The sequence below is a fragment of the Variovorax sp. DAIF25 genome, from assembly GCF_050711835.1.
GTDB lineage: Bacteria > Pseudomonadota > Gammaproteobacteria > Burkholderiales > Burkholderiaceae_C > Variovorax.
Window position 1 is genome coordinate 1,875,578 of record NZ_CP136637.1, and the last position, 26,709, is coordinate 1,902,286.

A 26,709-nucleotide genomic window follows, 5' to 3' on the forward strand; every position below is an offset into this window, starting at 1 on the left:
GGAATGCAATGGGATTACTTTCCGACTTCTTCGTCGCGAATGAAGGAGAAGCCGCGCGCTACGCGGACCGGATGAGCGAAGATGACCAGGGCAAGGCCATTGCATTGCAATTGCGCCCGGCTGAGTACAAAGGCTTCACCGACCTTGAAGTAGGCACTTTGTGGGCAATCCTAGAAGGGAAGGAATGGGATGCTGACCTGCACGCGTTGGAAAGTGACGAGGGCGGCGATGAAGGGGACTCCTGGCTCTTCCGGTTCCCAGATCGGCTAGTCCAACTTCTTGCTCACGTCGAACACTCGGCGCTTGATGCTGCACTCCCCCGATGGGCCGACACCGAGGAGCTTCAAGTGGATGTGGCGGAACTGCGACCTGTGGTGCTGGATCTTCAAAGACTCGCTAAACAGGCGATTGCTGAACAGAAGTCGCTGTATCTATGGGGTAGCTTATGAACGCCTCTCGGATCATCTGACCGACGACGACTTTGCGGGGTATTGAACTTCGGCTTTGTACCGATGGAGCCTCAGATACGTTGACGGCATTCGGCCAGGAGCAGACTCCCGGCAACGGCCGCTTCAGGGCAGTGAAATTTGGCGCCTCGATCCAAAATCAATGGTTCTAGAGCTCGGAGGCCACATGTGTGAGTGCTTGATCGCCGCGCACGCGACCACGGCCGGGCGCTAGCGTCCGAGATCCGCCGGCGTCTGGCGCACTTCCAAGATGCCCTGATCTTGCAGGACGGCGACGGCGCCGTCCATCTCGTGCTGCGCCTACGGGACGCCGTGCGGTGGCACGCGTTCCAAGCGGCGCCGGCCAGCCACGGCGTGACGTTCGAGACAATCGATTGCGCCGCTGTCGGCCACCGGCCACGTTGAACATCCTCTGGCCCCCGGGCATACGGACGCGGTGAGCCGGGCGATCGCGCTCGACGCGTTAGAGGCCACCCCGCGCGCGCTGCGTGACTGACGTCGAACAGCGATCGAGTCGCCAAGCTTCCGGCCGCGCCGTGGGTTGACCCAGTCATTGGGCTGTAGCGCTTACGACCGGAAGTCGACTGTCGAGCGCTTTTCAGACGCGTTCCGCTAGGCCGGCCGCGAAGTAGTCGGTCACCTGGCGCACGCGTGCCGGAATGAACTTTCGGTTGGGCCAGATGAGGCTGACATCTCGGGTTTCGCCGATGAACTGATCTAGCACTGTCACGACGCCCGCCGCGCGCAGCTCGTCGGTCAACGAAGCCCGGTAGAACATCCCGATGCCCACGCCGGCCTGCACCGCCGACAGGATCGTGTCGACGGTGTTGGAGGCGAGGTTTCCGCCTACGCGCACGCTGAACGGCCCCTCGGGCCGGCTGAACGTCCACTGGTCGATGCCGTTATAGACGATGCAGTTGTGGTGCACGAGGTCCTCGGGCGTCCTCGGCACCCCGTGCCGCTCGAAGTAGTGGCGCGACCCCACACAGACCAGCGACGTGGTGGCCACGCGCTTGACCACGGCGTCAGGGCTGCGCAGCGGGCTGATGCGGATGGCTAGGTCGATGCCCTCGGTCAGCAGGTCCTGCACGCCATCCGTGAGCTTGAGCTCCAAGCGGAGCTTCGGATGCAGCGCCAGCAGTCGCGGCACGATGGGCAGCACGTGGAGGCGGCCGAAGGTGGTCGACGCCGCGATCCGCACCAGTCCCGAAAGCTCCCCCATGCTGCTCATGAGCTCGCCGTCCACCTGCGACATCTCGTCCAGCAGCGGCTTGATGCGCTCGTGGTACCGCCTCCCGGCCTCCGTCGGGGTCACGCTGCGCGTGGTGCGGTTGAGCAGCTGCGCGCCCAGCCGCCGCTCCAGCGCGCCGACGGACTTGCTGACCGCCGACTGGGATTCGCCGATGCGGCGGGCGGCGGCCGAGAAACCGCCGGCCTCGACAACCGCCGCGAAGGCGGTCAGCTCCTGGAATCGATCCATGGGGTGTGCTCTGTTGCGTGCGGCCGGGAGGTGGCAGCCGTGACCGACGCTGCGCGACGGATTTATTCCGAACCGGACTAAGTGTAATCACGACGAGCCAGATTATCACCGACTTGGAAGCTAATTAGCATGACTGCAATGCCTCTGGATGGCATTGCAACCGTAAAGGCCGACGCCGCAGCGCCGGCTTACCCCGTGATCAGCGAACCAAGGAATCCAACATGACTTCAACAACCCACCCGCAAGCCGCGGCACCCGCCGCATCCACCTCCCTGGCAGGTAAGACGGTCGTCGTCGTCGGCGGCAAGTCCGGCATCGGCTTCGGCGTGGCGCAGGCCGCGCGGGCAGCGGGCGCGACGGCAGTCGTCGCCAGCCGCCGCCTCTCGTCGCCGCAGGAGCGTCCGGATCTCGCCGGCTTCCAGCAGGTGATCCTGGATATCCGCGACGAGTCGAGCGTGCGAGCGGCGTTCGACGCCATCGGCGTGTTCGACCACCTGGTCGTCACCGCCGCGCCCGATCTCGGCACCTGGGGCGCGTTCATGGACGCGGAAATGAGCGGCGCGCGCAGCTACATGGAGGGCAAGTACCTGGGCAGCTGGGCCTGCGCCCGCCATGGCTCGCCGCACCTGAATGCCGGCGGCACGATCACATTCCTGACCGGCGGCATGGCCGTGCGGCCGAAGGTCGGCTTCACCGCCGTCACATCGGCGTTCGCCGCGGTGGAGGCGCTGTCGGGCTCGCTCGCGATCGAGCTCGCACCCACCCGCGTGAACACGATTCGCCCCGGCTTCATCGACACCGACATGTGGGCCTTCCTGCCGGCCGAACATCGCGACGGCCTGCGCAAGAAGGTGGAAGAGACCTTCCCCGCGCGGCGCGCGGGAAAGCCTGAGGACGTGGGCCATGCCGCAGTCTTCCTCATGACCAATCCGTATGTGACCGGCACCGTGCTCGAGGTGGCCGGCGGGGAGAACTTGGTCGCCAGCGTTTCCTGAATCTCACCGACGAGAGGCACGACATGACTGAATTCGATCTTTCCTTACGCGGCGCCGACGGGTGGCGAACGGGCCGCCGCTCCTTCCTGGCCCAGGCCGGCGGCGCCGTGGCCGGCGCGATCGCCACGGGCGCGCTGTTGGGCGATGCGCACGCGCAGTCCGCCGGCACGCCCACGGGCCGCGCGCCCGACGGCGCGACACCGGCCGCCTCCCGCGGCGGTAAGGGCCTCTGGCCGAACGGTGCTCGCCTGGCGGTGAGCGTCTCGATGATGTTCGAGGGCGGCGGCCAGCCCATCTCGGGTGCCGCGGGGCCGATCCCGATTCCGATCGACAAAGGCGTGCCCGACCTGCCAACCAACGCCTTCTTCGCCTATGGCCGCTATGAAGGCATCCCGCGCGCGCTGGACCTGTTCGACAAGCACCGCATCAAGGTGTCGTCGTTCATGATCGGCGAGGCCATAAAGAACGCCCCCGACTTGGCCCAGGAGATCGTGCGCCGCGGCCACGAGGCGGCCGCTCACGGGCCCACCTGGAGCAATTCGTACAACCTTTCGCGCAGCGACGAGAGGCGCTTCATCGCGGAATCGGCCGAGATCATCCACAAGGTCACGGGCCAGCAGCCGGTAGGCTGGAACGCGTTCTTCTTGCGCAACTCGGTGCACATCCTCGAGACGCTGCAGGAACTCGGCTTCGTGTATCACATCGACGAGCCGAGCCGTGATGAGCCGTTCATCATTCCGGTCAACGGCAAGGACTTCGTGACGGTGCCGTATACGTTCCACCTGAACGACATCTCGGCCTACCCGTTCGAGGGCTACAACCCGATCGCTTACGAGCAGGCGTTAAAGGACGAATTCGACCAGCTCTACGAAGAAGGCGCGAATGGGCGGCGCATGATGCTTGTGGGATTCCACGACCGCATTAACGGACACGCCAACCGCATCCGAGTGCTGGATCGGTTCTTCACCTACGCGCGTTCCAAGCCGGACGTGTGGTTCGCGCGCAAGGACGAGATCGCCCGCTGGGTGCTGGCGCATCGCGAGAACACGCCTATCGTGCAGCGCGGCCCGGCCGCCATCTCGGGCCTGCCCGGGCCAGATTGATGCACGCGCCAATTCCAAACGCAACACTGCGGAGTTCTTGAGCGGTATCCTCAGTCGGCAGCAGCTGACTGTCACGAGTGTCCGGCTTCGGGCATTACGATCGGTGGCTCGAGTGTCGCATACGGGCCCAAAGCCGTCGTATGCGAAACTCGAAAGCAGTCGCTCAGGAGTCGAGCTTCGACGCGTCCTGTGGGGCCTTCGGGGCGACTTGCTTTTGACTTGTCCCGATGCGATACAGCCCGAGTACGACCTCAGAGAACGAATTTCGCCCCCGGCTCATCTAAGCGGGGAAGCGGCATTCACTGTAGTGGAAGCGAGTTCGGGGCGTAGCCGCACCAAGATCTTTCTGTCCTGTTCAATCTCGTTGAGGATGCGAACGCGCGCTGCAACAGGCACTGAATCACTCAGCGCCGCGATCCCTAGAGCTGATGCAGCATTTGGCCGAGTGGTCACGCTCGCCTCAAATGTTCCGAGGTAGAGGACCTCGCCGGCCACCACGTCGAAGCGATAGACGAAAGGCAAACGCACACCACCGTGATAGATACCAAACTTTCCCCGAAACAGAACGCCGATCTGCGACACCTCGTAGGTGCCTGGCTTTAATGCATAGCCCACCAGCACCCGCTGGCCGGTTTCGGAGGACCTTACTGCCTTTTCGACCTGCCAAGCGCCGAAGTCCTGCATATGGGCAAGGGTTGTGAATCGGCGTTGCTGTCGTGTCCCGCCATTGATTGGCAATGCTTCAAAGTCCATGGCCGGCACCCCTTGTACCGAAGAGTCGGAACCAAAAGAGGCAATTACTAGGCCGGTGCTCTCATTTACCAGCGGGCCATCCTTAGCCACCAAGTCTGAGTGCGAAGTTGCGCAACCAGCTAGAAGCAATACTGAGGCTAGAAGGGCAAATCGAGTGAAGAATCGTCGAGTAGTACTTGATGTCATTCTTGGCGGATGTTGTTTGTCTTCCACTCCGCCGATTGTTCATGATTCTGCGTTTGTGTGCACCCGCTTCAGGACGATCGCATCGCCGTTCTCGCAGAAGTGGAGTCGGCCCACTGGGTGCACGGTGTGCTCTCGCTGCACCTCAGACGCGGCCGTGTCCGGCTCCGAAGGCGTCAGCAGGTGCAGGTACTCAGGCAACAGGCCCATGGCGATCGTGAGGTCCACGGCATCGTGGTTGTCGAGGCGGAGGACGGGGCGCCTCGGCAGCTTCTGCGCGAGCTCCACGAGTGTCTCGAAGAAGGAGATCGTGCCGTCAACAAGCCAGTGATGGAGCTCGATCACTACGCCGCCTACGTGCAGATGAACGACCGCTTCCACTCCGTCATCATGCGAGGCTGCTCGAACATCGCGTTGCAGCGCGTGATGGAGATGCTGGACCGTCAACCCTTTGCATCTCCTAGTGCGATGCTCCCCATGCAATCTTCGATGGAGGAGGGCCATCAATGGATGAGGATCGCCCATCTGTCGCACCATGCGATGGTGCAAGCCATCGAGCGAGGACAGGGTTCTCGAGCGCAGGCCTTGGGAGAGGAACACGTGGAAATCGCGCGAATGAACCTGGACTACGCCCTGGCTAGACCCGAACTGGCGGCGGAGCTCATGCCCGGAATGCGTCTGGTGGCTGGCAAGCGGGGTGTGTAGATAGAGGTCCCAGTACCGGACGCTTAGTGTCGAAATCGACCTTTTCTGCTACGCAACAGGTCTTCAAGCCGGTGTTTGTTTCTTGTTACGTATGAGCCTCTAAGCTGCCGCGCGCGGCGAGCCTGGGCACGTTGATTTCAGGCAACGCACCTCTGGCGAGCATGGGCGTGCATTCCCGGGATATGACTAGCTGTCGAAATGAAAGCTTTCGACGCCTTCCGCTCATTGGTACGTCACTTCAGACTAGATGTTCGAGCTGACGGTCGCCGTGCGTCTCTTTTTTGCCAATCTCGCAGCAATTTCCTCCGATCGCTGACGAACGAGACCGGTGAAAAGCTTCGCTGCTGGTGAAAGCGGGACGCCAGCCAGTGTGATCACGCCGAACTGAAGAGGTCGTATAGGGTCCTCAATCGGCAGAGCGACCACGCCGTCGCCCAAGGGTGCAAACAGCGGGGCAGGTAGCAAGCCCAGAAGGTCGGTCTGGAGCAAGCAAGCTTGGACCACCGTTATCGCGTCGCTGTGCAGCTCGATCGTCGGACGCGGCAATCCATGCGACGCGTACACCTCTTCGATCGTGGAGCGGCGCGCGCTCGTCGCGGCGCCAACCACCCACGCGGCATCAAAGAGATCGGCCAGCCGGCGGCAATCCGCCAACGGGTGACCAGCACGCGCAACTACATGCATGGGATAGGTCACAAGCTGCTCGAAACGGAACGCCTTGGAGTCCTTCGCGCCCGGAGGGATCGGCGCCAGGATCATTTCCAGGCCACCTTCACGCAGCTCGGTGGCCAGATCGTGGAACTGTCCTTCCTTGATCCTCAAAAGGGCACCGGCGGCCTTCGATTGAAATGCGTGGAATAGCGGGGCGATCAGCTCTCGTGCGGCCACGGGAGAGGCACCCAATGCAACCGTCGGTGCGCCACTGTTCGTGATTTGAGCGATATCGGCCTGCGCCTTGTCCATCTGATTGAAGATGATTCGTGCATGACCCAGCAAGGCGTGCCCGACGTTCGTCAATGTGGTGCCGCGCGCGTTGCGTTGCACAAGCGAAGCACCGACCACCCGCTCGAGTTCGGCGATGCGAGCGCCGAGTGCTGGTTGAGTGACGCCCAGCTCCCGCGCTGCGCCGCGAAGGCTGCCCGCGTCGACGAGCGCAATGAGAGCAGAAAGCTGCTGCAGTTTCATTCTTAAGCGGCAGGTGAGTGAAAGGAAAAACTAATCGATCAAGAAAAGTATTGTCTACCAGAAAACTAGGGCTAGCCGTACGCTTCACTGCCATTTAAGACAGAGACACGGAAACAACATGCAAGCTGTACGTGAGCAATCAAGGCCGACGATCGTCAATCCGGTCGGTGCCTCCTGGTTCGAGGACCTTTCTGCCGATTTCCTCGATGAAGCCGTTGCCATGGGCGCGGGCCTAGTGGGTTGCACCAGCAACGACACTTGGGACGACACGCTCGAGTCGATGGAGCACTTGCAGACGGTGAAGCGGGTGGTCGAGTCGCACGGCAAGGCTTTCATCGTCACGTGCCGCGGGGACTTACAGCGCTGTGGGAACGGCGAGGTTGGCGTGTTCCTAGGCTTACAAAACCCCAAGCCCTTGAGCGACAGCCTGAACTTCCTGGAAGCATTCATCGACATGGGGCTGCGCTGCTGTTCGCTCGCGTTCCGCGACAACAGCTATTACGGATGCGGCTTCTCATCGCCGAACGATTCAGGATTGAGTGCAATTGGCGCATTGGCGGTGCGGACCCTCGATCGTCGCGGCGTGGTGATCGACCTCTCCCACGCCGGCGACCGGACGGCGGCGGACGCCATTGCGGCGTCGGATCACCCGGTCATCTTTTCGCACTCCATGTCGCGGGAGCTCATGAAGCGCGGACCCAAAGTCGAATGGGCGGGCATCAAGAACAATGCCGTGCTGCGCGCAGCGCCGAACGAACTGATTGAGGCGGCGGCCAGAAAGGGCGGCGTGATCTGCCCCGATGCACGTATCGCCGGCAGCGTCGAGAACCTGCTCGCGCATATCGAGTACATGGTGGAACTCGTTGGCATCGATCACGTGGCGGTCTGTGCACAGGACGACTGGCACCGTTCCAGCAAAGATGTGCACCGCATCCAACCTTACCTGCCGGGCTACGATTCGGTCGCCGGAAAGAACAAGCGCGAGCTGGGCAACGATTACCGGATCTATCGCATGGAGGACCAGCTGGGTCCCAAGGTGCTAGCTCCCGGCAACCTCGACGTCGCTTTGCGCGCGCGCTTTGACGAAGTCGCAACGGCGAAGCTGCTTGGCGGCAACCTGCAGCGCGTGTTCGACGCTGTACTGCCATGACCGGCGTTGACTTCCAATCTGCGCAGTTGAGTGACACCACGGTGCGCTACCGCCAGGCGGGGCATGGCGAGCCGTTAGTCCTTCTTCACCCGTCGAGCGGTGTGCGGGTGACCCGCGCCGTGAGGGCACTCGAGGCGAGCTTCGAAGTGTTCCAGCCAACGTTTCCCGGCTTCGATGACACCCCACTTCCACCGAACGAGATTGGCGTCGTGGATCTTGCGCGGTGGATGGCGGAGTTCATCGATACGGTGGTGGGCGCACCAGCGATGGTGGCTGGCCACTCTTTCGGAGGATGGGTGGCTTGTTGGCTGGCGGTGGAACACCCGGAGTTGGTGCGGCACCTTGTCCTCCAATGTCCCCTGGGCTTCGGGCCGCTGCTCGCGCCCGCGCCGAACGCTACGCCCGCCGAGCTTCTGGCCCGCACGTACACCCATCCGGAGAAATGCGTGAAGGAAACGAAATCGGAAGCGCTGTTGTCGCGCAACCGCGCGCTGGCCGCGCGCGTTGGGCGTGCTGTCACCGAGGATGCGGAACTGATGCAAAGAATGACTGCGGTCGAGTTGCCGGTTCTCGTGGTGTATGGCGGCAATGATGGTTTGGTCCGACGTTCCGGCATGGAGTGGATTGAAGGCTCGGTGCAATCAGCGCGGCTTGAGACGGTCGACGATGCAGCGCATCACGTCGAATCGGACCAGCCAGAGCGCTATGTCGAATTGGTCGCGGGCTTCGCTCGTGCACATGTGAGCGGTACGCACGCATGACGCAAGAACTCGATGCAGTCACGGCGACGCTGGCTCCTGGCGGAGCGATCACTGCGGCGCTGAATCTCAGCAACAGCCTCTTGAATAGAGGCCAGGACAACGCGGGGGAGTGGCAAGGAGTGGCGCCTGATCTCGCACGTGCGATCGCCAATGCGTTGGGCGTTCGCGTGAACTTCGCTCCCTACCCAACGCCTTCAATGGTGGTGGACGCATTCGGGCGAGGTGAATGGACTATTGCCTTGATCGCGTCAGACCCGGCACGCAGCGGCCGCATCGCGTTCAGCCCGCCTTATGCACAGATCGAGGCGGCGTACATGGTCGCACCCGGCTCGCCCATACAGCGAATGGAGGATGTCGACCAACCGGGGCATCGCGTCGCGGCCTTTCAGGGCAGCGCCTATGGCATCTGGCTGGAGCGCAACCTGCTTCACGCCGACTTTATCGGCTGCGCGAGCTTCGATGAAGCCTTCATGCGGTTGAGATCTGCGGAGGTTGATGTGCTTGCCAGTCTGGTGCCGAAGCTGCAGGAAGATCTCCTGGCCTGGCCCGGGTGCCATGTGCTGGATGGCCCGTTCATGACGGTACAGCAAGCCGTCGCATGCACGGCCGCCAGCCTCGAGTCGGTCGCGTTCCTTTCCGGGTTCATCGACGACGCAAGGAGCAAAGGCATGGTGGCGGAATGGGTCCGAAGGCACCGGGCCAAGGGACTGCGTGCATTGGACGGGTCCACGAAGACTCGCGACGGTGAGCCGATCGGTCAAGTCTAATAAATCAATGGAGACATTCATGAAACGGCCAATCCTTAGAGCATTGATATGCGCGCTGTTGGGCAGCGTGCAGCTCGCCAGCGCCAGCGCGCAGACGTTCCCTACCCAGACCATCAAGCTGGTGGTTCCGTATCCGCCGGGCGTCACTCCGGACATCACTGCTCGTGTGCTTGCGGCAAAGCTGGGCGACGTGCTGGGTCAGGCAGTGATCGTTGACAACCGCCTGGGCGCTGGCGGAACGATCGGCGCGGCCGTCGTGGCGAAGGCCCCGGCGGATGGCTACACGATGCTCTATGCGCCCAGTGCGTTGTTGACGATGACGCCGCTCATGTACAAGAAGCTGCCGTACAGCAATGCTGATCTGCAGCCGGTCTCATTCATCGGCTACCTGGGCTACTTGCTCGTGGTGAACAACGATTTTCCGGCCGCCAACCTCAAGGAGTTCGTCGACTACGTGCGTGCCCATCCCAAGGGTGTGCGCTACGCATCCTATGGGATCGGATCCGGCACGCATCTTTCGATGGAGCTGTTCGCCAAACAGGCAGGCTTGCAGATGGAGCACATCCCCTACAAGTCCACGCCCACGACAGATGTGATGTCCGCACAGGTCCAACTGATGCTCGAGCCGTACGGAGGGCAGGCGCTAGAGGTCGTCAAGGCTGGCAAGCTCAAGGCGCTGGGCGTCACCCCCCGGCAACGCTCCCCCGAATGGCCGAACGTACCTTCGATGTCCGAGGTGGCGCCTGGCTACGACGTGCTCGGCGCCTTAGGGATCTGGCTTCCCGCCAAGACACCGACAGCGATCCGGCAAAGATACCTGGAAGCGCTCGGCAAGGTCATGGCAATGCCCGAAGTCAAGGACAGGTTTCGCAGCCTCAGCATAGAGCCAGTCAACACAGGGCCGGCCCCGATGCTCAAGACCATCGAAAAGGAGACTGCGCTTTGGTCTTCGCTGGTCAAGGAACTCGACATCTCGCTCGATTGACGCTGGCACGTCGACGTTAGAGACGTCGATCCTTCGCGGTGGTCCGATACGCGCCGCCGCACGCCAGAACCAACGTTGGCAGCCAAGACCCGAAAGCCCTGAATGCCCTTGCTGAAGAACGATCTCTGCGACATCAATTACGTACGCATCGGCGGTGGCGGCTCCCCGGTTTTGCTGCTCCACGGCGTGTCCCTGGATCTGACGTGGTGGAGTGATCAATTCGCCGCCCTTGGTGCCGACTACGACCTTATCGCCATGGACCTGCCTGGTCATGGTCTGTCCGCCAATCTCGACCGTCCGTTGTCGTTTGAGGTCCTCGCCGATGTGGTCGAGCGTCTGGTTGTCCATCTCGGCGTCGGTCCGGTCCATCTGGTCGGGATTTCGTTCGGGGGGCATGATCGCCCAGACCTTCGCGGTGCGACGTCCCGACCTCCTGCGCTGGCTGACCCTCGTCGCGACCCTGTGTACCTTCGCGGGCCCGGTTCGCCAATTGCTGCTGGAGCGGGCACGCGTCGCACGCGAGGACGGCATGAGCACCATCGCGCGTCTTTCGAACGAACGATGGTTTCCAACGGCTTTTCGCCAGGCACGACCCGACGTGATGGACCGCACAACCCAGACCTTGCAGCGGCAGGACCCTGAGTTCTACGCCTCCATCTGGGAAATCATCGCTGGTCTGGATTTGGAGAACGCGATCACTGTCATCGACCGGCCGACCCACGTCATCGTGGGGGCCGAAGACGCGAATGCACCGCTGGCAGCGGGCCAGCTGATCTCGTCGCGCATTTCAGGCTCGGCCCTGACCGTGATCCCAGGCGCGGGTCACTTCCCGCCGCTGGAGACCCCTGCATTGTTCAACGATGCATTGCTCCGGTTCATCGAAAAGGCCGACTTTGCTGTTGGCCGTGATGTGCAAGCATCGCCCCGACCCCCCTTCGGCAGCCTGACCGAGCGCGAGCACACCTGCCCATGAAACTCGAAGAGTACGACTACATTGTCGTCGGCTCCGGCTCGGCCGGCTGCACGGTGGCTGCCCGCCTGGCCGAAGATGGGCACGCGTCGGTGCTGGTCGTCGAAGCCGGAGGATCGGACAGAAACCCACTGATTTCCATCCCGCTCGCATGGGGCCTGGTGTTTCGACACCGTCTATTCGATTGGGACTACTGGACCGAGCCCGAACAGGCTTTGAACGGACGACGCATCGAGTGTGCGCGAGGCCGAGTGATCGGCGGCAGCTCATCGGTCAACGGCATGGTCTATGCGCGTGGCATCGCGCAGGACTACGACGGGTGGCGGGAGCGATGGGGGCTGGAAGGCTGGGACTTCAATGGCGTGCTGCCGTACTTCCAGAAATCCGAAAGCTGGCCGAAGGCCGGACATGGCGGGCGGGGCAACCACGGTCCCTTGCACCTTACGGAGCTACAGCCTACCGATCCGCTCGTTCCATCCTTCCTCGAGGCCGTGCGTGAAGCCGGGTTCGGTCGTACGGATGACTACAACGGCAGCGACGCCGTGGGATTTGGGGCCATCCAAGCCACCATCTATCAAGGGCGGCGCTGGAGCACTGCAGCGGCCTATTTGAGACCGGCGCTGGGCCGACCCAATTTGCGTCTGAGGACCCGCGCGCTTGCGATGCGAGTCGTCATCGAAAGAGGACGTGCGGTGGGCGTCGAGTGCATTGTTCGGGGAAAGCGTCAATTGCTGCGGGCGCGCAAGGAAGTGATCCTCAGTGCGGGTGTTTTCAATTCGCCTCAACTGCTCATGCTGTCCGGCGTCGGCCCGGCCGACGAGTTGGCACGGCATAGCATCCCCGTCCACGCCGCTCTCTCGGGTGTGGGCCAGAACCTTCACGATCATCTGGCGCTCGAGGTGCGATGGGAGCGACGCGATGAGAGCCCGTTGCGGCGCGCGCTGCGTATCGACCGCGCCGCCCGCGCCGTGTTGCAGGCCTACTTCTTTGGCAACGGCATCGCAAGCACCATGCCTCTTGGGGCGATCGGGCTGGTGCGCAGCCGCCCCGAACTGGAGCACCCCGATGCACAACTGCTACTGGGGACGGCACCGTTGACTGCGAAGCCCTACCTAAACCCGTTCGTGCGACCTTACGTAAATGCCTTCACTGTGAAAGGCATGCTCGTGAAGCCCGAAAGCCGCGGCCGCGTACGGCTGCGCAGCGCCGATCCAACGCAGGCGCCCATGATCGAGCAGCGTCTGCTCAGCGCCGCGCCGGATCTGCGGAGCTCCCGGGTTTTGCTCGAAATGATTCGCGCACTGGGATCGCAACCTGCACTGCAGCGTCACATCGCGAGAGAACTCGCACCAGGTCCGAGCGTGATCTCAGCCGACTCAATGGAGGCCTATCTCCGATCGACCGTCTCGACTTTGCACCACCCCGTGGGCACCTGTCGCATGGGAAGCGAGGGCGATGAAGGCGCAGTGCTGGACGCACGAATGCGCGTGCGCGGCATCGACGGACTGCGCGTGATCGACGCATCGGGCATGCCAGAGATTACGCGTGGGCCTATCAACGGACCCGTGATCATGATGGCTGAGAAGGCCGCAGCTGACATCCTGTCCGGCTGAAGCGCACCGCGCGAGCGGCTGCGTACCAAGAAACACATATCCCCTGTTTGAAAGAAATGCAATGGAACACTGCCTCAAGTTCTATATTGATGGTGAATGGGTCGCGCCGGCGGTCCCGCGCGTGATGGACCTTTTGGATCCGGCGACGGAAAAGCTTAAGGGCCGAGTAGCTCTCGGGTCGGCCCAGGATGTGGATCGTGCGGTCGATGCTGCCACGGCAGCGTTTGAGTCCTTTCAGAACACTTCGCGCGAAGAGCGCTTGGCCCTGTTCGATCGCATCATCACGGCGTTTCGCGCCAGACAGGAAGATGTAGGCCGGGCGGTAACGCGCGACCTTGGAACGCCCACCTGGTTTGCCAGTGGCTACCAGACAAGCATGTCGCTGGACCATTTCATCGAAGCACGTCGACTGCTTGAGACCTACCCCTTTGAGTTCCATCTCGACGGTAACGTCATCCGTCGCGAAGCCTTCGGCGTGTGCGGGCTTATCACGGCCTGGAACTGGCCTGGCCAGCTCATCACGTCCAAGGTCGCGCCAGCCCTTGCCGCTGGCTGCTGCATCGTGCTCAAACCGAGCGAGTTCGCTCCGAACACAGCCGTGTTGCTGGCCGAAATTCTGCATGCGGCAGGTGTGCCGAGGGGCGTGTTCAATCTGGTGCTTGGCGACGGGCCCGGCGTCGGCGCGGCAATTTCCGCGCATCCGCGCATTGACCTGATCTCTTTCACGGGTTCAAAACCGGCAGGAGTGGCGATTACGCGTGCGGCCGCTGAGACCGTCAAAGCCGTGCATCTGGAGCTTGGTGGCAAGTCGGCCAACATCATCTTGCCAGATGCGGATCTTGCGGCGGCCGTTGCAGATGGCGTCCACCGATCCTTCATCAATTCAGGTCAAAGCTGTATCGCTCCGACGCGTATGCTCGTGCATGAGAGCAGAATGGCCGACGCGGTTGGGATCGCGCGTGAAACGGCCATGAACGTGACGGTGGGTGACCCATTCGACCCCAAGACGCGCTTGGGACCGGTAGCGAACGCAGCTCAGTACGAACGCGTCCAGACAATGATCCAAGCCGGTATCGATGACGGCGCGACGCTCGTGTGCGGTGGACTTGGTCGGCCGCAGGGTATTGAACGCGGTTACTTCGTGCGGCCTACTGTCTTCAGCGATGTCACGCCTCGCATGCGCATCGCACAGCAGGAAATTTTCGGACCGGTTCTCTCCATAATGAGCTATCGCGACGAAGATGACGCGATCTGCATTGCCAATGGAACGACCTACGGTTTGGCGGGCTATGTTTTCTCGGCGGATCTACGCTCTGCCGCGCGGGTAGCAACGCGGCTTAAAGCCGGGCGCATTTTCTTGAACGGGTCGCCGACGAACCCCAGGGCGCCCTTCGGCGGATACAAGCAGTCCGGAAACGGGCGTGAATGGGGAGTGTTCGGCTTAGAGACCTTTTTGGAGGTGAAGGCGGTACTTGGTCAGTTGACCGTGTGACGAGGAGGCTGGCGAGTGACATAGCGCGTGATGTCAATGCGAAAGCCCGCTGATCATGACGTCGAGTTGCCTGCCAATGAGATTGCGGCCTTGCCGGGGGAGATCTAGCCTGATGCACTGCTGTTTCTCGTGTCTTCCCCTTGTGTCTCCCGAACTTGTATGACGGGACGATCATGGTCGCCGGAGGCGAAGACCAAAGGACTGCTCCCAAACATTCAACCACCTGCTGCGCACAATGTCCATGCTGGCAGCGGGCAGTCAAAACTCGCACCCGAAAGCGTTGTTGGATGCATAGGTGAACGCCGAAATCGCCGCGTTTGAGGCCGGAGGCAAAACGCTTAAGAAACCGCTCCTACCGACAACAAGTCCGTCGTCCCAAGCCTCCTACGCTACCCGACAACTTGGGTGGATTTCAATCGGGGTATCGCGCTGACGCAGCGAAGATACGCTGATGGGTGTGCATGACATTTCAGTCCAGCGCGTCCTTAATCCGGGCGGACGTTCTGCCACCGGATCGCTCTACGAAGAGTGGTTTCGCGATGCAAGCATCAGCTCCACCAACCGCATCGTGAGCAACAGCCTGACACCCGTTGTTGGAAGTACGGTCTCTGGCCTCGGCGTCGCGTATCTTCCGCAAGCCTGCCTGCAGTCAATGCTCGATCTACGGATGCTGGAGGGTCTGCAGGTCTTGCCACCTGTGCCTGATGCAGGGTTCGCGGCGGCTCGCAAGGCTGATTGCCACGCTACCGTCATCCACATGCTCGTTGAAACAGCCCGCGAATCTTGCGACTTTGGACAAGCTTTTCAGGCTAGCGAGCAGCCTTCTTAAGCAAGCTCCTGGTCACCAGCCTCCCTCGACGAAGCATCAGGGGCCCTCCGCCTACCCAACTCAGAACGGCACTGCTGGTGGACACCTTCAAACAACACGCTGGCTTGCCAGCACTCCTTGTGCCGCGGGATCCTGCGCGTAGTTCGTACTTTTGCCATCCGGCCGCGACGCCGCTTGCGTGCGGCAATGCAGTTCGCGGAACAGCAGCGGTGTCATGCCGAAGCGCCGCTCGAAGGCTTTGGACAGCTGTGCGCCCGTGAGGTAGCCTGTGCGCGCCGCGATCTCTTTCAGTGACATGCCGGCCGCGAGCAGGTTGCGTGTCTGGTCCAGCCGCAGCGTCTCGACGAAATGCGCGGGCGTCTCGCCCGTACTTTTGGTGAAGCGGCGTAAAAAGGTCCGCTCGGACATCGCCACTCTCTCGGCCAGGCGCGGCACGTCGAGCTGCTGCGTGAGGTTCTCGCGCATCCAGTCGATCAGAGCTGCGAAGGGTGCATCGGCATGCGACTGCGCTGTCAGCACCGGACTGAACTGCGATTGGTAGCCGGGCCGGCGCGCATAAAGCACCAAGCGCTTGGCGATCACGTGGGCGACGGCATTGCCCAGGTCTGCGGCCACCATTTCCAGGCTCATGTCGATGCCCGTGGTAACGCCAGCGGAGGTCCACAGGCGCCCATCGTTGACGAACAGCGCGTTGGTGTCAACGGATACCCCAGGGCAGCGCTCGGCAAGGTTGCCACAGGCCGACCAATGGGTGGCCACGCGCTTTCCCTCTAGCAGGCCGAAATGTGCCAGCGCGAAAGTGCCGGTGCAGATGGAACCGTAGCGGCGCGCGCTCCTGCTTGCCTTGACGGCCCATCTGCGCACGGCATCGATGGCCACTAACTGCTGCAGGCCCGAATCATCGCCGCCGGCGATCAGCAAGGTGTCGACCTCACTGGCGGGCAGCTCCTGGACCGGCCGGGTCACCATGGCCACGGCGCTGCTGGTCTGCACGGTTCCGCCGTCGGCCGAAAGGATGTGCACCTTGTAGTGGGCCTTGCCCAGCGCGTCGTTGCCCGCCTCGAACACCATCGCCGGACCCGTCACGTCCAGCACTTGGCAGCCCGGAAAGGTCAGGATCGCAACGTTCAGCGGGTCAGACATTTGGCGGATATTAGCCTGCGTTTGTCATTTACGCCAAAGCTGACGGCTCCAACAATTCGCCATCAACACGACGCCTACAACAGATTCATGACAAACCCTCTGCAAATTGGATTTCTGGTCTTCCCCGATGTCACGCAGCTCGACCTCACCGGCCCTGCGCAGGTGCTCAGCCGCGTGCCGGGTGCCCGGGTCCACCTGGCGTGGAAGACGCTCGAACCCCTGAAGACAGACGTGGGCTTCAGCCTCAACCCGACCACCAGCTTTGCGGATTGCCCGCCCCTGGACGTGCTGTGCGTGCCTGGTGGTATGGGCGTTGTCGGGCAGATCAATGATGCAGAGACGCTGGCCTTCCTGCGCCAGCAGGGCGCCAGCGCGCGCTACGTCACATCTGTCTGCAACGGCTCACTGCTGCTGGGCGCGGCGGGGCTGCTGCAGGGTTACCGGTCAACCTGCCACTGGATGTGGCGGCATTACCTGACGCAGTTCGGCGCCGAGCCTGTGGCTGCGCGCGTGGTGCGTGACCGTAACCGCCTTTCAGGCGCCGGGGTGACCTCTGGCATCGATTTCGCTTTTACCTTGGCCACCGAACTGGCCGGGGAAGAAGCAGCGCGAATGATTCAGTTGGGCCTCGAGTACGACCCTCAGCCACCGCTGGACAGCGGCTCACCGGAAAAGGCCGGGGCCGATCGCGTCGCACGGGCGCGTGCGGTGCCGGCGGCATGGCTGCGGGACGTGGCTGAACCGCAGATTGCACAGGCCGCGCGCCGGCTCGCCACTATTCCCTGATCTCGAACCCACATCTCGAAGGAAGCCCCATGACACTCCGTACCTGCACCCTCGCGGCCGCATTGCTCACAGCGCTGCCATCCTTTGCACAGATCTCGGACGGCGTCGTCCGCTTGGGGGTCATCAACGACCAGTCCGGTCCCTACGCCGCGCTGACTGGCCCGGGTTCCGCGCTTGCGGTGCGCATGGCCGTGGAGGACATGAAGGCACAGCTTGGCGACACGAAGGTCGAAGTGCTGGTCGCCGACCACCAAAACAAGCCCGACGTAGGGCTGACCATCGTCAAGCGCTGGTTTGACGTGGACAAGGTGGATGCCGTGCTCGACATCGCCAATTCTGCAGTGGCGCTGGGCGTACAGTCCGTCATCAAGGAAAAGAACAAGATTGCGCTGTACGGCATCGTTGGCACGACCGAACTGACCGGCAAGCAGTGTGCCAAGACAGGCTTCTCATGGGTGCACGACTCCTACGCGCTGGTTTCCGGTCCCGCCCGCACCCTGACCAAGGCCGGGCACGACAGCTGGTACTTCGTGGCGGCCGATTTCGCATTCGGCAAGAACATGGTGCAGGAAGCCAAGAATTTCGTTAACGCCAGCGGCGGTAAGGTCGTGGGCGAGGTCTTCCATCCCATGGGCACCTCGGACTACAGCTCCTTTCTACTGCAGGCCCAGGCATCCAGTGCGAAGGTCGTCGCCTTTGCCAATGCCGGCGCGCAGTTGGTGAACTCGATGAAGCAATGGAAGGAGTTCGGCATGCAGGACGGCAAGCAGCGCCCCGTCTCGCTGTTGCTGTCGATCACCGATGTTCACGCGGCCGGTATCGATGTGATGCAGGGCCTGTCCGGCACCTCCGCTTGGTACTGGGATCGCAACGACGACACGCGCGCGTTCGCGCGCCGATTCTTCGAGCGGCACAAGGCCATGCCCACCGAGTCGCAAGCTGGCATGTACTCCGCCACTACGCACTACCTCAAGTCCGTGCTCGCCATCAAGACCGATGCGACCGATGCGGTGGCCGCGCAGATGCGCAAGACGCCGGTGAACGACATGTACGCGAAAAACGCCACATTGCGTGACGATGGCAAATTGGCGCACGACTTCCTCCTGGTCACGGTGAAGTCCAAGACTGAATCCAAAGCCGCATGGGACTACTACAAGATCTCCGCCGTCATTCCTGCGAGCGAGGCCTACATCCCTCTGGCCCAGAGCGACTGCCCGCTGGTCGTGGCCGCCAAGGCGAAGTGATGCAGTCCGCCATCGGTGGATCGACCGTTCTCGTTGCGCGCGGCCTCACGCGTAGCTTTTCGGGCTTCACGGCTGTCAAGAACGTGGACCTTACCGTGAAGCACAACACTGTGCATTCCGTGATCGGCCCCAACGGCGCTGGCAAGAGTACGCTGTTCAATCTGCTCACACGCTTCCTGGAGCCAGATGCGGGCAGCATCGTCTACCGCGGCGCGGACGTCACGCGAATGCCGCCCGCGATGTTGGCGCGCCTCGGCGTGGTGCGCTCGTTCCAGATTTCCGCGGTGTTTCCGCATCTCACGGTGGCGCAGAACGTCTGCGTGCCGCTGCAGCGGCTATCGGGCTTGCAAAAGGTGTTCTGGCGCTCTACCTCATGCCTGAGCGCCTTGGACGACAAAGTCCATGGGCTGCTGCACCAGTTCGGCCTCAGCGATTGGGCCGATACCCTCGCGGGCGAACTGCCGTACGGCCGCAAGCGCGCGCTTGAGCTGGCGACGACCTTCGCGCTGGAGCCGGAGCTCGCGCTGTTGGACGAACCGATGGCCGGCCTGGGCACGGAAGACGTGGCGCGCGTCACTGACCTCATCGCCGCGCAAGCCGGCGCGCGGACCATCGTGATGGTGGAGCACAACCTCAAGGTGGTCGAGCGGCTGTCCGATACCGTCACCGTGTTATGTCGCGGAGAGGTGCTGGCAGAGGGAAGCTATGCGGAGGTGGCTGCCGACCCGCGCGTGCTCGAGGCCTACATCGGACACTGAATATGCACGACATCCACGACACACAGGCCCTCCTCGACGTGCGCAAGCTCAGCGCAGGCTACGCGGGCAACCAAGTGCTCGACGACGTGCAGTTCCATTTACTGCGCGGCGAGGTCGTGACGCTGTTGGGCCGCAACGGCGCAGGCAAATCGACCACGCTCAAGTGCCTGATGGGTTTCATCGCCGAGAAGACAGGCAGCATCACTTTCGAAGGCCAGCCCATCGTGCGTTGCCCTCCCGAGCAGATCGCCAAACTCGGCATGGCTTACTGCCCCGAGGAGCGCGGCATCTTTTCGCAGCTGAGCGTGCGCGAAAACCTCCTGCTGCCGCCCGTGCTGCGCGATGGCGGGCTCTCGCTGGACGAGGTGTACGCGCTTTTCCCCAACCTTCGCGAGCGCAGCGCCAGTCAGGGCACCAAGCTCTCGGGCGGCGAGCAGCAAATGCTGGCTATAGGCCGCATTCTGCGGACCGGGGCGAAGACCCTTCTTTTGGATGAACCTAGCGAGGGCTTGGCACCCGTAATCGTCAAACTCATAGCGCGCACCGTGCTGGAACTCAAGCGCCGCGGCTTCACCATCTTGCTGGTGGAGCAGAACCTGCGCTTCGCCGCAGAACTGGCCGACCGGCACTACGTCATGGAAACCGGCCGCGTGGTCGACATGCTGACGCGTGAAGACATGCAGCGCGACACTGGCCGCGTCGAGGCTTATTTGGGGATGGGACATGCTTGAATCGTTGGGACTGCTTTCTCCCGCGCTGTTCGGTCAGCTGTTGCTGGGCCTGATCAACGGCTCCTTCTATGCCATGATGAGCCTGGGCCTTGCCATCATCTTCGGCTTGCTCAACGTGGTGAACTTTGCGCATGGCGCGCAGTACATGATGGGCGCGTTCACGGCCTGGATGCTGCTGCAGTGGGCAGGTATTCCGTACGGGTGGGCGCTATTGCTTGCGCCTTTGATCGTGGGCCTTTCGGGTGTCGTGTTGGAGCGCTTGTTCGTGCGCCGGCTCTACCACCTGGACCATGTCTATGGGCTGCTGCTGACCTTTGGCATCACGCTCATCGTGGAGGGTCTGTATCGCAAGGCTTTCGGGTCCGCCGGGCTGCCTTACGCCAACCCCATGCCGGGTGGCTTGCGCACAGGTCTGGGCTACCTGCCCTACTACCGGCTCTGGGCGCTGTTTGCTTCGCTGTTGATCTGTCTGGCCACCTGGTATCTCATCGAGAAGACCCGGCTCGGGGCTTACCTGCGCGCCGCCATTGAGCGGCCCGATCTTGTGCGCAGCTTCGGCATCAACGTGCCGCGCATGGTCACGCTGGTTTACGGGTTCGGCGTGGGCTTGGCGGGGCTGGCCGGCGTGTTTGCCGCGCCTATCTACAACGTCAGCCCGACCATGGGCTCCAACCTCATCGTAGTTATCTTTGCAGTGGTAGTAATCGGCGGCATGGGCTCGATCAAGGGTGCCATTGTCACTGGTTACTTGCTGGGCCTGACAGAGGGCTTGGTGCGCTACTACTACCCACCGCTTTCGGACACCGTGGTTTTCATCATCATGGCGGCGGTGCTGCTCATCAAGCCGGCGGGTCTGTTCGGCAAGGGCGCTATCGCGCAGCACGCCAGCACCGCGCTCGACAGCAAGCCGCGCCGGATGCCTCAATGGAGAGCCCCGTTCCGCTGGGCGTTCCTGGCATTGGCGCTGGCGGCGCTGGCCACGGTGCCGTTCGTGCTGTACCCAGTGTTTCTGGTCAAGGTGCTGTGCTTCGCGGTGGCCGCCAGTGCAGTCAACCTGCTGCTGGGTTACATGGGCGTGCTGTCGTTCGGCCACGCCATGTTCTTCGGCTTCGCGGCTTACGTGGCCGGATACCTGGCCAAGGTCTGGGGCGTTACGCCAGAACTGGCCATCCTAGGGGCCACACTGGTGGCCACGGCTCTGGGGGCCGTGGTGGGGCTGCTTGCCATTCGTCTGCAGGGCATTTACTTCGCGATGTCGACGCTGGCCCTGGCGCAAATGGTCTACTTTTTTTGCTTGCAGGCGCCTTTCACGCATGGCGAAGATGGCATCCAAGATATCCCGCGCGGCATGGCTTTCGGCGTCTGGGACTTGAAGAGCGATCTGTCGGTCTATTTCTTCGTGCTGCTGGTATGCGGTGCGGCCTTGCTCATGGTCGCGCGACTGGTGCATTCACCTTACGGCCGCATCGTGGCCGCCGTGCGCGACAGCGAACCGCGCGCTGTCTCGCTGGGCTACAACGCCAACCGCATCAAGCTCTCGGTATTTGTGTTCTCCGCTGCCATCACCGGTTTGGCCGGCGCCACTAAGGCCATTGCGGTACAGATCGCCACGTTGACCGACGTGGGCTGGCATATGTCGGGCGAATTGCTGTTGATGACTCTCGTAGGTGGCCTCGGGACCATCGTTGGCCCCATCGTTGGCGCGCTTGCGCTCATCAGTATGCAGACCTATATGTCTGAGCTACAGGATTGGGTGACCGTTGCGCAGGGCCTGGTGTTCTGCGTGGTGGTGCTGGCTTTCCGCGGCGGTATCGTGGGCAGCCTGGCGGGATCGTGGCGTCGGCCTTCGCAGCCGTCTGCACGTCAGGTGCTGACGCCTGCGGCGGAACCGACGATCCGATAAACACCAACAACAACGGCCACCATGTCTGGCCATGTAGAGCGCGGTAGGGGTTTCACGTGCACAGTGGGCATACCGCAACGACTTCTCACCAACGCCTGAGTGCAGGCTCCATGCTATGAACTCCAAAACTTCCCTACAGATCGGCGTGCTCGTGTTCGAGGGCATGACCTCGCTGGATGCGCTCGGACCCTTTGAGGTGCTGGCGCGTACGCCCGACAGCGTCTGCCACTTGGTCTGGAAAAGCCGCCAGCCAGTGAAATGCGACACCGGCCTGCTCGTCACGCCAACCATGTCGTTCTCCGAGGCGCCGCAGTTGGACGTGATCGTTGTGCCTGGGGGGCCAGGTCAAAACGATCTGATGGGCGACGACGAACTTCTGGACTTCTTGCGCCGGCAGGCACCTGGCGCGCAATGGGTCACCTCGGTCTGCACTGGCTCGTTGCTCCTGGCGGCGGCCGGGTTGCTCGATGGCTACAAGGCCACCTGCCATTGGCTGTCGCTCGACTTCCTGCGGATGTTTCCTGTGCTTGTCACGCCGCAACGCGTGGTGATTGATCGCAATCGCGTCACCGGCGCCGGCGTGACCTCGGGGCTTGACTTTGCTTTCGTATTGCTGGATCTGCTGCGCGGTGAGGATGTGGCCAAGAGGCTGCAACTGATGTTGGAATACGACCCGGCGCCGCCCTTCAACAGTGGGCACCCGAGCGTAGCGGATGCGGACACGCAGGCCGCGGTGAAGGTGATGGCAGGGGCGATGCTGGCACGACGGGAAGCCGCGTGTGTAGAGGCCGTGCAGCGCAAAGCCGACTAGCAGATTCGACAGGTCTGCAAATTACGAACTTGTCTCGCGAGAGGTCGGTATGACACTGGCCGAATCTGAAGACAACGGCAGCAAACTGGCATACGTCGAAACCCTGAGGTTTTTCCGCGGCCGCTGAGCACTGTATCCAGTGCCCGCGTTGCCGCAGGCACACGCGCCTGGCCCTGGCAGTCCGCGACCCCGCGCGCGATTCGGCTACGGGCCTTCGACCGTTGCCGATGCTCGGCACAGCACTGCGCCGCGTCGTGCGCCGGTGTGAGCTCCCGCGCTCCAGGTCAGCGACCCATTGACGACGACGTGCGCGATGCCCTCCGCCGCCAGAGTCGGGTTTTCATAAGTCGCGCGGTCCTTGACCGTGTCGGCGTCGAAAACGACCAAGTCGGCATGGTGACCCTGCTTGATCTCGCCCCGATCGAGGAGCCCGAAGTTGCGAGCTGTCAGACCGGTCATCTTCCAGACTGCCGTCTCCAGGGGGAAGAGGGACAGATCGCGCGAGTAACGTCCCAGCACCCTTGGAAAGGTACCCCACAACCGAGGATGGGGTTTGTTGCCGACGGGGATGCCGTCCGAGCCGATCATGGTTTCATCAAAAGCCATGATCTTCTGCATTTCGGTCTCGTCGATGAAGTGGTAGATCGCTGTACCGGGTCGCAGGCGTTCTGCAGCCTGGACGACGGACACACCCCATTCCTGCGCGATGTTGTCGAGGTCACGCCCGGCACACTCTGGATGCGGCTCGCTAGAAGCGATGGTGACCCGGTTCTTCAGCATGTCCGGGTCAGTCAGGATCATGGTGGAACCGGCGGTGTAGGGATAGCAATCCAGGCAGACCGGCTGCTTCTTCATGGTCTCGAGGATGAAGGGCAGCGTTTCGCGCGTCAGGCCGAAGTTGGCGCTGTGCATGACCTTGTGGTGCGAGACAAGGACTGTCACGCCCAGCGTGCGGCCGATGTGGAACGTCTCCTCCAGCGCGTCCATGACGCGATGGTCCTCATGTCGCATGTGGGTCACATACATGGCGCCGTGGCTGGCAAGCGGAGCGCAAACGCCGAGCACCTCCTCGGTGGTTGCATGCCGGGCTGGTGGATACCAGGTTCCGGTTGAAATTCCCAACGCGCCGGCTGCAAGTGCCTCCTCCAGCAGCAGCCGCATCTGGGCCACCTCGTCCGGCGTGGCGGCACGGTCCAGCGAATCCATCACGACGGCGCGCAAGGTGGTATGGCCGACCAACGGGACCACGTTCACGGACGATGGCGTGGCGCGCAATGCTGCCAGATAGGCTGCGAAGGTGCTGTAACGCTGGCTCGGCGGAGTCTGCAGGATGTCGATGGGCGAGGGCAAATGCATGTCGGTCTTCAGCGGCGCCGCGCTGAGTCCGCAATTCCCGGTGACGACCGTGGTAACGCCTTGCGAAACCTTAAAAATCATCTCCGCCTGGGACAGCACCGCTTGGTCATCGTGCGTGTGCGAGTCGATGAAGCCGGGAGCCACGATCATGCCCGTCGCGTCCAGGACCTCGTCGGCCGTGTGTGATCGCAGATCGCCCACCGCAGCGATACGGCCCTGTCGCACCCCCACGTCGCTGACGAAGCGAGGCGCTTTTGATCCGTCAATGACGGTGCCTCCGCGCACCAAAAGGTCGTAGTGTGGATATTTCGGCATAGATTCTCTCGAGGACTGGTGAACCGACCGTCAGCGCGCGAAGCGCTGCGGGACGAAGGGCTGGTGGTCGATATAGGTCGCGCCGCCTTCTATCTGCTCAGCCAGAAGTCGCGCAGTGGCGGGCCCTAGCGTCAGTCCCTGGTGCGCATGACCAAAATTGAACCACAGGCCCTGGTGTAGATGGCCTTTGCCAATGACAGGCAACATGTCTGGCGTACATGGGCGGGCGCCCATCCACGGTTGCGACTCCACCGTCTCCCCAAGGTCCAAAAGCTCGCGCACGATGCTGTTCGAACGATGCATCTGCACTGGTGTGGGGGACGCCCCGAGCCGCGCGAACTCGGCGCCTGTGGCCACGCGTAAGCCCTGTGACATGGGCGACAGCATGATGCCGTTCTCGGTGTCGAGCATTGGCTTCGCTAAAGTGGTCTTGATCCGGTAATGAAGGTGATAGCCGCGCTTGACGAACATTGGGAAGCGGTACCCCAAGCGCCGTACCAGCGCGTCCGACCAAGCGCCCATGGCCACGACCACCTGAGCAGAGGTCAACGACGATCCCACGTCCGTCGCACCCACGGCCCATCCGGCGCCATCGCTGCGCAGCGAATTCGCGTCCTCGCGGAGGATGGTCCCGCCGCGACGCTCGAACAGACGGGCGTAGCGCCGCACCAATTCACCGGGGTTGGACACGCTCCATGCGTCCTCCCAGAGGACGGCGCCGGCCATCCTTTGTTTGAGCGCAGGCGCTGCGGCCGCCAATTCTTCGCCGTCCATTACCTGGCAGTTCAATCCGTAGTTCGCGCGTATTCGCTGGACATCGGCAACCGCCTTGGCAAGGCGGTTGACACTGCGAAAGGCTTGGTGCCAGCCTTGCTTGCCGATCAGCGCGTCGGCGCCGGCCGCTGCGATCAGGGGTGCATGTGCCTCAGTGGAGTGGGCAATGAGGCTGCTGTGAGCCGCCACTGCGCGTGCATAGGGACCAGGTCGCGAATGGCGCCAGTAGCGCAGCAGTGGTGCCACCAGGCTTGGCAAGGCTTTGAAGTGATAGTAGATGGCGTTGGAGCGGCCAACCGCCGCGAGCAGCAGCGTGGCGAGGTCTTGCGGAAAACCATAGGGCTCTACCGCCTCTCGCTGGATCAGTCCCGCATTGCCGTACGAAGCTCGGGTGCCGGGCCCATGGGGATCCACCAGCACGACCGCATGGCCGCGTTCCTGCAGGGCAAGGGCGGTGCTGACACCAACGATACCCGCGCCAAGCACCATGAACTCCGATTTGTGCATTGGATATGAACACGTCCCAGCGTGCTTCGATACAGAGAGGGTCGCCCGGCGGCTGCTGGGCGGTGCGCGAATGCTAAGGCTCTTTTTTCATATATGCAAATTTTTATAGCCAGCGATCCGATTTAAACTTGACGCTGCCCAGCCCCCTCGAGCACTACTTGAAACCGCATCTCGAAACGCGTCCATCGGCGGCGCCCACGACGGTCACGCTGGACCGCGTGACATTCGGCAAGCGTCTGCGCTTGGCGCGCCAGCAGTTCGGGTGGACCCTGCAAAAGGTGTCTGATCTGTCTGGCGTCTCCATCCCCACTATCTCGCGCGCTGAACGCGGTCAACTGGCCTTGGGTTACGACAACATCTCGGCGTTGGCGCAGGCGCTGAACATAGACATGGGCACGCTCTTCGCGGAGGACGGCAAACAGCAGGGCCCGCTGGCCGAACCGGTGCTCACGCGTGCAAGCGAAGGCGTGAGCTACAAAGGTCTAAACGTGTCCTACGAGTTTCTGGGTGCCACAGCACTAGGGAAGACTATGCGACCAGTTTTGGCCACCATCCATGCCCGCAGCATCGACGGGCCGGACGATTTCGCTCGACACGATGGCGAAGAATTCGTCTATGCACTGCGCGGAGAGGTCGACGTTCATTTCGAAAACGGTCGTTGCATCCAACTCGCCCGAGGTGATTCGCTCTACTTTGACAGTCGAATCGGGCATACCTATGTCAGTACGGGCCGTCACTTGGCTCGGTTGATCGTGGTCATGACCGAAAACTACCCAGCCATTGAGCGCTGAGCCCGTCTCGCGCCGGCGAACAGCGGCGCCGGCGGCGCAGTGCCATAGCAAAGCGGATGGTGGGGTGGGTGACATGCCACCACAAGCCTCGATACAGCCCCATACAGCGCCGTCTTCATAGACGCTGCCTCGAACGAAGCTGTCTGCAAGTC

25 protein-coding genes and 1 pseudogene are annotated in these 26,709 nt (G+C 62.5%); 19 read left to right on the forward strand and 7 right to left on the reverse strand.

The features are described from left to right. The first annotated feature begins 8 nt into the window (after nucleotides 1-8). Nucleotides 9-449, forward strand: a complete 441-nt coding sequence (locus R0232_RS43065) for a hypothetical protein (protein ID WP_431513439.1) — start codon at nucleotides 9-11, stop codon at nucleotides 447-449. A 616-nt stretch (nucleotides 450-1,065) separates the two neighbouring features. On the opposite strand, the gene R0232_RS43070 is transcribed toward R0232_RS43065, so the two are convergent. After that, on the reverse strand, nucleotides 1,066-1,947 hold the full coding sequence (locus R0232_RS43070; protein WP_431513440.1) for a LysR family transcriptional regulator: 882 nt from the start codon (nucleotides 1,945-1,947) through the stop codon (nucleotides 1,066-1,068). Nucleotides 1,948-2,168: 221 nt separating this feature from the next. On the opposite strand from R0232_RS43070, the gene R0232_RS43075 reads away from it, so the two are divergent. Together R0232_RS43075 and R0232_RS43080 are read left to right on the forward strand one after the other, a co-directional pair. Next, nucleotides 2,169-2,942 carry an SDR family oxidoreductase gene (locus R0232_RS43075; RefSeq protein WP_431513441.1) on the forward strand — a complete coding sequence of 258 codons (774 nt, stop codon included), beginning with the start codon at nucleotides 2,169-2,171 and terminating at the stop codon, nucleotides 2,940-2,942. Nucleotides 2,943-2,965: 23 nt separating this feature from the next. Further along, nucleotides 2,966-4,045 (forward strand): polysaccharide deacetylase family protein, encoded by a 1,080-nt coding sequence (locus R0232_RS43080; protein WP_431513442.1) that lies wholly within the window; start codon nucleotides 2,966-2,968, stop codon nucleotides 4,043-4,045. 276 nt (nucleotides 4,046-4,321) lie between these two features. Here R0232_RS43080 and R0232_RS43085 read toward each other — a convergent pair whose 3' ends face one another. Both R0232_RS43085 and R0232_RS43090 read right to left on the reverse strand, forming a co-directional pair. After that, complete coding sequence (locus R0232_RS43085; RefSeq protein WP_431513443.1) at nucleotides 4,322-4,798, reverse strand: hypothetical protein; 477 nt, start codon at nucleotides 4,796-4,798, stop codon at nucleotides 4,322-4,324. 225 nt (nucleotides 4,799-5,023) lie between these two features. Further along, nucleotides 5,024-5,326 carry a hypothetical protein gene (locus R0232_RS43090; protein ID WP_431514678.1) on the reverse strand — a complete coding sequence of 101 codons (303 nt, stop codon included), beginning with the start codon at nucleotides 5,324-5,326 and terminating at the stop codon, nucleotides 5,024-5,026. Between R0232_RS43090 and R0232_RS43095 the strand changes: the two genes are divergently transcribed. Then, nucleotides 5,216-5,686: an FCD domain-containing protein gene (locus R0232_RS43095; protein WP_431514665.1), complete on the forward strand. Its 471-nt coding sequence runs from the start codon at nucleotides 5,216-5,218 to the stop codon at nucleotides 5,684-5,686. The two genes, R0232_RS43090 and R0232_RS43095, sit on opposite strands and share 111 nt — an antisense overlap. Nucleotides 5,687-5,929: 243 nt before the next feature. On the opposite strand, the gene R0232_RS43100 is transcribed toward R0232_RS43095, so the two are convergent. Then, on the reverse strand, nucleotides 5,930-6,871 hold the full coding sequence (locus R0232_RS43100) for a LysR family transcriptional regulator (RefSeq protein WP_431513444.1): 942 nt from the start codon (nucleotides 6,869-6,871) through the stop codon (nucleotides 5,930-5,932). A 118-nt stretch (nucleotides 6,872-6,989) separates the two neighbouring features. Between R0232_RS43100 and R0232_RS43105 the strand changes: the two genes are divergently transcribed. The 8 genes and pseudogenes from R0232_RS43105 (at nucleotide 6,990) to R0232_RS43140 (ending at nucleotide 15,438) form a co-directional block, all read left to right on the forward strand. Further along, nucleotides 6,990-8,021 (forward strand): dipeptidase, encoded by a 1,032-nt coding sequence (locus tag R0232_RS43105; RefSeq protein WP_431513445.1) that lies wholly within the window; start codon nucleotides 6,990-6,992, stop codon nucleotides 8,019-8,021. Further along, nucleotides 8,018-8,782 (forward strand): alpha/beta fold hydrolase, encoded by a 765-nt coding sequence (locus R0232_RS43110; protein WP_431513446.1) that lies wholly within the window; start codon nucleotides 8,018-8,020, stop codon nucleotides 8,780-8,782. The genes R0232_RS43105 and R0232_RS43110 overlap by 4 nt, the downstream gene beginning before the upstream one ends. Next, complete coding sequence (locus R0232_RS43115; RefSeq protein WP_431513447.1) at nucleotides 8,779-9,549, forward strand: transporter substrate-binding domain-containing protein; 771 nt, start codon at nucleotides 8,779-8,781, stop codon at nucleotides 9,547-9,549. The genes R0232_RS43110 and R0232_RS43115 overlap by 4 nt, the downstream gene beginning before the upstream one ends. Before the next feature lie 19 nt (nucleotides 9,550-9,568). Beyond that, nucleotides 9,569-10,534, forward strand: a complete 966-nt coding sequence (locus R0232_RS43120; RefSeq protein ID WP_431513448.1) for a Bug family tripartite tricarboxylate transporter substrate binding protein — start codon at nucleotides 9,569-9,571, stop codon at nucleotides 10,532-10,534. A gap of 102 nt (nucleotides 10,535-10,636) precedes the next feature. Next, nucleotides 10,637-11,507: pseudogene (locus R0232_RS43125) on the forward strand (alpha/beta fold hydrolase). Beyond that, nucleotides 11,504-13,117: a GMC family oxidoreductase gene (locus R0232_RS43130; protein ID WP_431513449.1), complete on the forward strand. Its 1,614-nt coding sequence runs from the start codon at nucleotides 11,504-11,506 to the stop codon at nucleotides 13,115-13,117. The pseudogene R0232_RS43125 and the gene R0232_RS43130 overlap by 4 nt, the downstream one beginning before the upstream one ends. A 61-nt stretch (nucleotides 13,118-13,178) precedes the next feature. Beyond that, nucleotides 13,179-14,609 (forward strand): aldehyde dehydrogenase family protein, encoded by a 1,431-nt coding sequence (locus R0232_RS43135; protein WP_431513450.1) that lies wholly within the window; start codon nucleotides 13,179-13,181, stop codon nucleotides 14,607-14,609. A gap of 451 nt (nucleotides 14,610-15,060) precedes the next feature. Then, nucleotides 15,061-15,438: a hypothetical protein gene (locus R0232_RS43140; RefSeq protein WP_431513451.1), complete on the forward strand. Its 378-nt coding sequence runs from the start codon at nucleotides 15,061-15,063 to the stop codon at nucleotides 15,436-15,438. Between the two features lie 87 nt (nucleotides 15,439-15,525). Here the strand turns inward: R0232_RS43140 and R0232_RS43145 are convergent, their stop codons facing one another. Further along, entirely contained in the window at nucleotides 15,526-16,581 is a 1,056-nt protein-coding gene (locus R0232_RS43145; RefSeq protein ID WP_203208067.1) for a GlxA family transcriptional regulator, read from the reverse strand. Between the two features lie 87 nt (nucleotides 16,582-16,668). Between R0232_RS43145 and R0232_RS43150 the strand changes: the two genes are divergently transcribed. The 6 genes from R0232_RS43150 to R0232_RS43175 all read left to right on the forward strand — a co-directional run bounded on the left by R0232_RS43150 (nucleotide 16,669) and on the right by R0232_RS43175 (nucleotide 22,814). Next, a complete protein-coding gene (locus R0232_RS43150; RefSeq protein ID WP_203208066.1) occupies nucleotides 16,669-17,367 on the forward strand; it encodes a DJ-1/PfpI family protein in 699 nt (232 codons plus the stop codon). Nucleotides 17,368-17,396: 29 nt separating this feature from the next. After that, the gene (locus tag R0232_RS43155) at nucleotides 17,397-18,611 is read left to right on the forward strand and encodes an ABC transporter substrate-binding protein (RefSeq protein ID WP_431513452.1); all 1,215 of its coding nucleotides are present in this window, start codon (nucleotides 17,397-17,399) and stop codon (nucleotides 18,609-18,611) included. Continuing rightward, the gene (locus tag R0232_RS43160; RefSeq protein ID WP_209547520.1) at nucleotides 18,611-19,369 is read left to right on the forward strand and encodes an ABC transporter ATP-binding protein; all 759 of its coding nucleotides are present in this window, start codon (nucleotides 18,611-18,613) and stop codon (nucleotides 19,367-19,369) included. The genes R0232_RS43155 and R0232_RS43160 overlap by 1 nt, the downstream gene beginning before the upstream one ends. Nucleotides 19,370-19,371: 2 nt before the next feature. After that, a complete protein-coding gene (locus R0232_RS43165; RefSeq protein WP_203208063.1) occupies nucleotides 19,372-20,100 on the forward strand; it encodes an ABC transporter ATP-binding protein in 729 nt (242 codons plus the stop codon). Beyond that, on the forward strand, nucleotides 20,093-22,003 hold the full coding sequence (locus R0232_RS43170) for an ABC transporter permease (protein WP_209547521.1): 1,911 nt from the start codon (nucleotides 20,093-20,095) through the stop codon (nucleotides 22,001-22,003). Before R0232_RS43165 ends, R0232_RS43170 begins: the two co-directional genes overlap by 8 nt. Nucleotides 22,004-22,118: 115 nt before the next feature. After that, entirely contained in the window at nucleotides 22,119-22,814 is a 696-nt protein-coding gene (locus R0232_RS43175; RefSeq protein ID WP_203208061.1) for a DJ-1/PfpI family protein, read from the forward strand. Nucleotides 22,815-23,018: 204 nt separating this feature from the next. On the opposite strand, the gene R0232_RS43180 is transcribed toward R0232_RS43175, so the two are convergent. Together R0232_RS43180 and R0232_RS43185 are read right to left on the reverse strand one after the other, a co-directional pair. Continuing rightward, nucleotides 23,019-24,485 carry an N-acyl-D-amino-acid deacylase family protein gene (locus R0232_RS43180; RefSeq protein WP_203208060.1) on the reverse strand — a complete coding sequence of 489 codons (1,467 nt, stop codon included), beginning with the start codon at nucleotides 24,483-24,485 and terminating at the stop codon, nucleotides 23,019-23,021. Between the two features lie 30 nt (nucleotides 24,486-24,515). Beyond that, on the reverse strand, nucleotides 24,516-25,766 hold the full coding sequence (locus tag R0232_RS43185; protein ID WP_203208059.1) for an NAD(P)/FAD-dependent oxidoreductase: 1,251 nt from the start codon (nucleotides 25,764-25,766) through the stop codon (nucleotides 24,516-24,518). A 128-nt stretch (nucleotides 25,767-25,894) separates the two neighbouring features. Here R0232_RS43185 and R0232_RS43190 point away from each other — a divergent pair, with 128 nt between their 5' ends. Beyond that, the gene (locus R0232_RS43190; protein ID WP_431513453.1) at nucleotides 25,895-26,557 is read left to right on the forward strand and encodes a helix-turn-helix domain-containing protein; all 663 of its coding nucleotides are present in this window, start codon (nucleotides 25,895-25,897) and stop codon (nucleotides 26,555-26,557) included. Nucleotides 26,558-26,709: the final 152 nt, after the last annotated feature.